8 protein-coding genes are annotated in these 7646 nt (G+C 57.2%); 2 read left to right on the top strand and 6 right to left on the bottom strand.

Annotation, left to right across the window (positions count from 1 at the left end; translation table 11 throughout):
• Positions 1-15: 15 nt before the first annotated feature.
• The 3 genes from F4X57_08635 to ispD are packed head-to-tail and all read right to left on the bottom strand — an operon-like array spanning position 16 to position 2638.
• Positions 16-1398 carry a cysteine--tRNA ligase gene (locus tag F4X57_08635; GenBank protein MYC07222.1) on the bottom strand — a complete coding sequence of 461 codons (1383 nt, stop codon included), beginning with the start codon at positions 1396-1398 and terminating at the stop codon, positions 16-18.
• Positions 1395-1877, bottom strand: coding sequence for a 2-C-methyl-D-erythritol 2,4-cyclodiphosphate synthase (locus F4X57_08640; protein ID MYC07223.1), 483 nt, complete (start codon positions 1875-1877; stop codon positions 1395-1397). Before F4X57_08640 ends, F4X57_08635 begins: the two co-directional genes overlap by 4 nt.
• Positions 1874-2638: a 2-C-methyl-D-erythritol 4-phosphate cytidylyltransferase gene (ispD, locus tag F4X57_08645; GenBank protein MYC07224.1), complete on the bottom strand. Its 765-nt coding sequence runs from the start codon at positions 2636-2638 to the stop codon at positions 1874-1876. The genes F4X57_08640 and ispD overlap by 4 nt, the downstream gene beginning before the upstream one ends.
• A gap of 256 nt (positions 2639-2894) precedes the next feature.
• Here ispD and F4X57_08650 point away from each other — a divergent pair, with 256 nt between their 5' ends.
• Both F4X57_08650 and F4X57_08655 read left to right on the top strand, forming a co-directional pair.
• Complete coding sequence (locus F4X57_08650; protein MYC07225.1) at positions 2895-4013, top strand: hypothetical protein; 1119 nt, start codon at positions 2895-2897, stop codon at positions 4011-4013.
• Positions 4014-4328: 315 nt separating this feature from the next.
• Positions 4329-4808 carry an EVE domain-containing protein gene (locus F4X57_08655; GenBank protein MYC07226.1) on the top strand — a complete coding sequence of 160 codons (480 nt, stop codon included), beginning with the start codon at positions 4329-4331 and terminating at the stop codon, positions 4806-4808.
• On the opposite strand, the gene F4X57_08660 is transcribed toward F4X57_08655, so the two are convergent.
• The 3 genes from F4X57_08660 to F4X57_08670 form a co-directional block, all read right to left on the bottom strand.
• Entirely contained in the window at positions 4805-5803 is a 999-nt protein-coding gene (locus tag F4X57_08660; GenBank protein MYC07227.1) for an aldo/keto reductase, read from the bottom strand. The genes F4X57_08655 and F4X57_08660 overlap by 4 nt on opposite strands.
• 126 nt (positions 5804-5929) lie before the next feature.
• Positions 5930-6505 (bottom strand): DUF1802 family protein, encoded by a 576-nt coding sequence (locus tag F4X57_08665; GenBank protein ID MYC07228.1) that lies wholly within the window; start codon positions 6503-6505, stop codon positions 5930-5932.
• Between the two features lie 140 nt (positions 6506-6645).
• Positions 6646-7590, bottom strand: coding sequence for a LysR family transcriptional regulator (locus F4X57_08670; protein ID MYC07229.1), 945 nt, complete (start codon positions 7588-7590; stop codon positions 6646-6648).
• Positions 7591-7646: the final 56 nt, after the last annotated feature.

A 7646-nucleotide genomic window follows, 5' to 3' on the forward strand; every position in this document is an offset into this window, starting at 1 on the left:
GCCGTGCGGTGGCGTCTAGCCGGCCTGAGATGGCGCTCTGTACCGCCATTCCGTGCCGCTGCTGGAGTCTTCGAGTGTTACGCCTCGCTCCGTAAGCTCGTCGCGAATCTTGTCGGCAAGGGCGAACTGCTTTGCGGATCGAAGTTCGGCACGGATGTCCACTAGCAGCTCCACGAATGGCGCAATGTCGCCGCCGGAGTCCTCGGCTTGATGTTCGATGTCTATGCCAAGTATGTCAACCAGCTCGCGGAGCGTCTGCTGCGCTGCGGACACATCCTTGCTTTGTTCGGCGGCGCGGTTAATCTCGCGTGACAGGTCGAAGATTGCCGCCAGCGCACGCGGCGTGCTGAAGTCGTCGTCCATCGCCTCAACGAACACACTTCTGTATTTCGACGCGTCCAGCACTTCGCCGTTCGCGCTGCCGTCTCTAGGCGCGGCGGCGTTGCGGATGCGCTCGATAGCGCGTTCCTGCGCGTTGATGTTCTGAGTACTGTACACAAGCGGACTGCGGTAATGCGAGCTGAGGAAGAACAGACGTAACGCTGGCGGCGAGAACCGGCTGAGCGCCTCGCTCACCGTTATCACATTGCCGATCGACTTGCTCATCTTGTCCTCATTGATACTCAACAAGCCGTTGTGCATCCAGAATCGGGCGAATGGCTGTGTCTGGCTGAAACTCTCGCTCTGCGCAATCTCGTTCTCGTGGTGCGGGAAGATTAGGTCCTGCCCGCCGCCGTGAATGTCCACACCATCTGGGAGGTAGCGCATGGACATTGCGCTGCACTCGATATGCCAGCCGGGTCGTCCGGCGCCCCACGGGCTGTCCCATGCGGGTTCGCCAGGCTTTTGCGATTTCCACAGCGCAAAGTCGCGCGGGTCTTCCTTCGCCTCGTCCACCTCGACGCGCGCGCCATAGAGCAGGTCTTCTGCGCTGCGCCGGCTGAGCTTGCCGTAGTCCTCCTTGCGCCCGACTCGGAAGTACACATCGCCGTTCACATTGTACGCGTAGCCTTGCTCTTCCAGCGATGCGATCATGCTGACAATCGCGGGAATCTCGGTAGTCGCCCTGGGGTAAACATGCGCGCGCAGCACATTCAGCGTGTCCATCTCGTCGTGATACTGTGCGATATTGGTCTCCGCGAGTTCTTCTGTGGAGATGCCGTTTTCGTTCGCAGCCGTGATGATTTTGTCGTCAACATCCGTGAAATTCTGGATGTGCTTAACGGCGTATCCCTTGAATTCTAGGTATCGCCGCACGACATCGAAGACGACGGACATCATCGCGTGGCCAATGTGAGAGGGAGCGTAAGGGGTGATTCCGCACACATACATCCCAACGGTGTTGTCTGCGGTGGTGAACTTCTCCTTGCGGCCGGAGAGGGTATTGTACAGTTTCATGCTATCCGTTCAATCGTTGCAATTGCCAGAGTGCCGATACCTTCGCCGCGCCCGACGAAGCCCAAACCGTCCGTCGTCGTCGCCTTGACGCTGACGCAGTCCACATCGAGGTGCAATATTGCGGCAAGCGTATGGCGAAGGTCGCCGATGTGCGGTCTCAAGATAGGGCGCTCGGCGATTATTGTAGCATCAACAAAGGTTACGCGCCAACGCTTGCCGCGCAGCAGCGAGATGGTCGCTGTCAGCAGTTCGCTGCTCGCAATGCCCTTGTATCTTGCATCCCCCGGCGCGAAGTGAGTGCCGATGTCGCCGAGCGCCGCCGCGCCCAGCATCGCGTCAATGATGGCGTGAATCAGCCCGTCGCCGTCGCTATGCCCGGCAAGTCCGCGAGCGTACGGAATCGTAACGCCGCCAAGCACCAGCGCGCGCCCTTCGACAAGCGGGTGAACGTCGAAGCCGATACCGGATCGCGTGGTCATTCGCCGCTTCCTGACTGCGCCGCGCTGACGGTGTTGACGGTTCTATCGATATTGGAAAGCCCGCCGGCAACGATGGCATTTGCGAATAGCAGGTCTTCCGGAGTGGTTACCTTGATGTTGTAATACGAACCGTGGAACAGCCTTACAGGATTGCCGATAGCCTCGATCATCGATGCGTCGTCCGTAACCATATGCGAAACTCGCTGGTGCGCCTCTGCGAGCAGCGTTGCTCGGAATATCTGCGGCGTCTGCACTGCCCACAGCCGGTCTCTGGGCAGTGTCTGCGCTACCGTATGCTCGCCATCGGGAATCTTGTTGGACATCTTGATAGTGTCCTTGACAGGCACTGCTGCAATCGCCGCGCCGCACTCCTTAGATTCCGCTATGCCCCTGTCTATCATATCCTCGCTGACAAACGGCCGCGCGCCGTCGTGTACTACGATGTACTCGCAATCGTCCAGCAACCGCAATCCTCTATTCACCGAATCTTGCCTGCGCTCGCCGCCCTCGCACACTTTGACAACGCCGCCTGCGCCATTCTCAGCAATCACTTCCACTGCCCGCCCCATGTTAGACGCTGATGTTACAAGAACGATGTCTTCGATCATCGGATGCGCCAGGAATGTCGCAATGCTACGCCATACCAGAGGTACGCCTCCGAGCGGGTAAAAAATCTTGTCGATGCCCTGCATCCGGTTGCTGTCGCCCGCCGCAAGCACCACCGCGCCAATATGCGCGCCGCCGTCGCTCTCGCTGGACATCGCGGTAGTGTAGGCTAATTTCTTATTCAATGGTATCCTATTTCAAAGATTTCATTTTCACACTGTGCCCCATACTGTGGGGGATCACACTGGGATTCAACGCTGGGGAAACATTATGATGGGCAATCCAATGACAACCATTTCCAATCGCGCAATGACCCTGAAGTATGCTTTGCGCAGTTAGAATAGCACCCACATCATCATGAAGTCTATATTCTTTCCGCCCGCCACATCTCGCCGTCTTGTCAGGACATGCGTGATCGTCCTCACTGTACTCGCGACCTCGTTCGTGCTGGCATTTACGCCGCAAGTGAGTGCGACCGGGCGGGCGCTCGGCTTCGTGGCGCAGGTGCTGCCGACCGTGCCGATAAAGCCCGCAGAATGGTTCACGGACACGCCAGAACGAATGGAAATCACCTATCCGCTTGGCGATGGCAGAGTGGGCGTAGCGGACCTGTATGTGCCTGCGGGCGGCGGCGAACGCAGCGCGGTGCTGTTCTTCCTCGGCGTCAACCCGGCGGGCAAGGACGATGAGCGCGTGGTGAATGTGGGCAATGCTATCGCGCGAACGGGCATTGTCGTGATGATTCCATGGTCGGAACTAATGGCGCAGAGGCGCGTCAGCGGGCAGGAAATCAATGACCTTGTATACGGATTCGAGTATCTTCGCACGCTGTCAATGGTCGATGGCGAAAAAGTCGGCATGGCAGGCTTCTGCGTCGGCTCTTCTCTGTTGCTGGTTGCGGCGCAAGACGAGCGGATCAGGGACGATGTAACGGTGGTGAACTCGTTCGCCGGCTACTACGACGCCAAAGACCTGATTGCGTCGGTCGTAACGCATCGCCGCTTCTATGACGGCGACAGCAGGCAATGGCAACCGGATCAGCTCAGCACAGCAGTCGTCCGCACGCACCTGTTGGAATCGGTGCCCGACGTCGCGGAACGCCAACAAATCGCACAGGCGATCGAAGATGGCTCGGCGCTGCCATCGGGATTATCGCTTGAAGAGTTGTCGTCGGAAGGGCGGCTGGTTTACGACATACTGCACGCGCCGAACATCGACGAAGCGCGACGGCTAATCGAACTACTGCCGCCGCAATCGCTCGACACACTGAACAACATTTCGCCCAGCACGAACATTAACGACTTGCGGGCACGCATCCTCGTAATGCACGACCGGCAGGACCCGCTCGTGCCATCGGAAGAATCGCGCCGCCTAGTTGACGCCTTGCAGCGGCGAGGCGATGTGTATCACACTGAGTTTTCCTTCTTCGACCATCTCAACCCGTCCAGCAGGGTCGGCTACTTTGAGCTGGTGCGCGAAGGTTCGAAGTTGTTTGGGCATATTTATCAGGTCATGCGGGAGTTGGATTGATTGTCGGCGAAGGTGGACATGTCCTAGTATTGTCCCCATCCTAACCTTCCTCTACTAGGAGGAATGGATTAGGTTGATGGCGTGCCTGTTTAGGAGTGGCGATATTGAGGCTGGGCGTTACGACGAACCCGTATATCGCGTCCATTTTCGATTTGTTGTTCCCCGCACTCTCGCCAATGACAGGTATATTTGTCGCTATGGTCAACCTGCCAACGTGGGCTAGGGGCGATGAATTCGTCCACGCAGAAAATCCGCCTATTGCCAAGCATGATAGTATAGTGTGATACACCAGAGTGCGCGGAGACTTTTGTCGATATGGGCAGAAACTACTGGATGGTATCAACAACGCTTGACGACTTCGAGGTTACACGGGATCGGGGATACAGCGTATTCGGCATGGGCGCGAAGTATCGACGCCGGGCGCAGCGTATGCAGCCCGACGACCGGATGCTGCTGTATGTGCGCCAACTGCGCAAGTGGACGGGCGTGGTCAGCACCACATCCGGGTACTTTGAGGACCGCACGCCCATCTGGAATTCCAAAACGCGCGGCGAAGACTATCGTTATCGCGTGAAGATACGGCCGGAGATTGTGCTCAGCGAGGAAGACTACATCGACGCGCTGCAACTCGCGCCCAGAATGGAGTACTTGAAGCGTTGGCTGCCGGAACTTTGGCCGCTCGCGTTCTTCGATACGCTGCATCTCATCCCGCAGCGCGACTTTAGCCTAATCGAAGGCGAGATGAAGCGAAACATACGCAATAGGCGCAGCCGCAATAGGCAAAGCCGCAACTAATCCGCGATAGATCCCGCCGGCTCTTCCACAAGGAAGTTCTCGTCGTACAGGTCGCTGAGGCGATCTACGAACTCCTGCGGTATCTCTTCAGCCTCTGCTGCCGCGGCGAACTCTTCGAGCTGCGGAATGTTCGTGATGTTGGGCAGCACGGACGCAACCATGCCGCCGGACAGCGCGAATCGTATGGCAATCTGCCCGATAGTCGCGTCTAGGCTTTCGGTCAGGAAGTCGAGTTGCGCTATCTTGGCGAGCGAGGTGTTTAGCCATTCCTGCCTGCGGTGGCTGCGATGGTCGCTCGCTTCGAACACCGTGTCCTTCGTGTATGTGCCGTCAAGCATGCCCGATGCGTGCGGCACTCGCGTTATCAGCCCTGTCTGCTGCTCAACTGCCATCGGAAACCAGACGCGCGCCGGGTCTTGTTCCAATATGCTATAGATTATCTGCATCGCCTGCGCTTCGCGGTATTGGATGGCTGCCGTGCCTTCTTCTTCCCAGCCGATGTCCGGTCCGATGGCAAAGCCGTAGTTCAGGATCTTGCCTTCGTTTACCAAATCTTCCAGCGTTTCGAAGAGGTCGTCGTTCTCGATGGCGTCCAACTTCGGATTGTGAAGCTGGTATAGGTCAATATAGTCGGTGTCGAGGCGGCGCAGGCTTTGCTCGCAGGCGTAGCGAATGAAGCCGGGCGTCCACTTTTGCGGGCGTTCCTGGTGCCCCTCGCGGATGAACGGCGTGTAGAAGTCGTAGCCGAATTTGGTGCCGATGATGATGTCGTGACGCTGCCGTTTCAGCGCCTTCGCCACTATCTCTTCTCCGTAGCCATCGCCGTATGCGTCGCCGGTGTCGAAGAAGTTGATGCCGAGATCGAAGGCGTGCCGCATAAGATTTATGCCCTGCGGCTCTTCGATTTTGCCCCACCAGTTCATTGCGACTGTCCACGCGCCGAAGCCTACTTCGGACACATTCAGATCGGTTTTGCCAAGTTGCCTGTACTTCAAGGATCGCTGCCTCAGTTCTAACTTGCTGATGATGTTGAATGGTGGTGCGCGCCAAGGTGAAGAATTAGCTTTCGGATTGCGCGCCGCTAAGTCTATGCTACGGAGCTCTGACGAATGCGCTACTACCTAGTTTAGCGCAGCGCGGATTACTTTCGCTTGCGCTTCGTATGCGTCGTCGCTGAGTACGGGCGTCATATCGCCCAGATGCACGTCTTCCGCCAGGTCGACCCAAGACTTGCAGCCGCCATATTCGCCGAGCACCGGGAGTGCTTGCGGTTGTTCCAGAGCATACATTCGCAACAGCGCAATCGTCAATGGCTGCTTGGGACGCCAGCGCAGGCGCTTGTTGGCGTAATCGGAAGTCCATATGTGATACGGCGCGATTTCGTCCAGCGCAGTTTGCTCGCTGACCTCGAACTTGTCCGTAACCTCACACCAGTAGCCGAAATCAACCTTTTCCGGGTTGTCGTACTCGGCAAGCGTCTGCTCCAAATCGTCGTGGCTGCCAGCCCTGACGAGGTCGCGGTTCTGGTGTTCGTATGTCGGGAACAGCAGAAACTCGGGATGAACGACTCGAAAAGCCTTGTCCTCACGGTGAATTCCACCCTTGCGCAGGATGAGAATCTGCTCACCTTTGGCGAGCGCTTTTACTGCGACCGCCCACTCTTTCAAGGCTAGTCTGGAACTGATTGGCAGGGACATTTCGTAGCGCACCTCACTTTGCGGAAGTCGAAAATCTCGCGGAACGATTGCGGGTCGCGGTGTTGTTTGTTGGTGTTAACCCAAGTGGTCAGTGGAAATAATGGCGTGGTATTTGATAAAGCGCAGACGGCATAGGCGCGCTAATCGTCGTGTTCGTCGTCGATGTCCAAGTCGGACTCGTCGGCGCGCAGGAATTCTAGGAATGCGGTCTGCGCGGCGGAAAGATACTTGTCGTCGCGGTAGAAGACGGAAAGCTGCTTGTTACACTCCCAGCGCTTCACATTCAGCACCTGAATCATACCGGCAGCAACATCGGGCCGAATCGCCAGTTCCGATAGCACGCCGATGCCCAAGCCCGCCGCGACCGCGCTCTTGATTGCTTCGTTGCTGCCAATCTCCATGGTGATGTGCGGCTCGACTCTGCGGGATCTGAGCAGATCTTCGGCGGTCTTGCGCGTTGCCGAGCCGGACTCTCGCATAATAAAGTCGAAGTTTCGCAAGTCCCGGATTCCCACCGCTTCTTCCCTTGCCAAGGGATGGCTGGGCGCGGCGATGACAACGATTCTGTCCGTAACATACGGGAACGACGCAAGCCCTTTCATATTGACGGGCGAACCTGCCATTCCCAGATCGAGTTCGCGCGAATAAATTTGATCGACGACCGTCTGCGTATTAGCGATGTTCAGCGATACTTGAACGCCGCTGTGCTTCTGCCTGAACTTGCCGATAATCCACGGCAGAATATACTCGCCGGGCGTTGTTGACGACCCGATGGTGAGTGTGCCAGCGTGCAAGCCCTGAATATCACGCACGACGGTGTGCATCTCGTCCGCGAGGGCAAAAATGCGCTGCGTGTAGCTATACACGGCTTCGCCTGTCTCGGTCAGCCGCAGTTCCCGGCGCATCCTGTGCAGCAGGGTAGTGCCCAGCGAGTTCTCCAGTTCGCGAACTTGAATGGACACCGCGGGCTGACTAATGGAAAGTTCTTGCCCCGCCTTGGAGAAGCTTTGCAGTCGCGCAACCATGTAAAATATGAAGAGCTGGTGAAAATTGGTTGAATTCATCATGCCGTTGTAAGGCTCCATTAGGGAATGATGTCTTTACTTAGACAAGTGGTATTTGATGGTTTGCCACTGAGACG

Source organism: Chloroflexota bacterium (assembly GCA_009840355.1).
Classification (GTDB): Bacteria; Chloroflexota; Dehalococcoidia; order Lucifugimonadales; family JADFKI01; genus Bin90.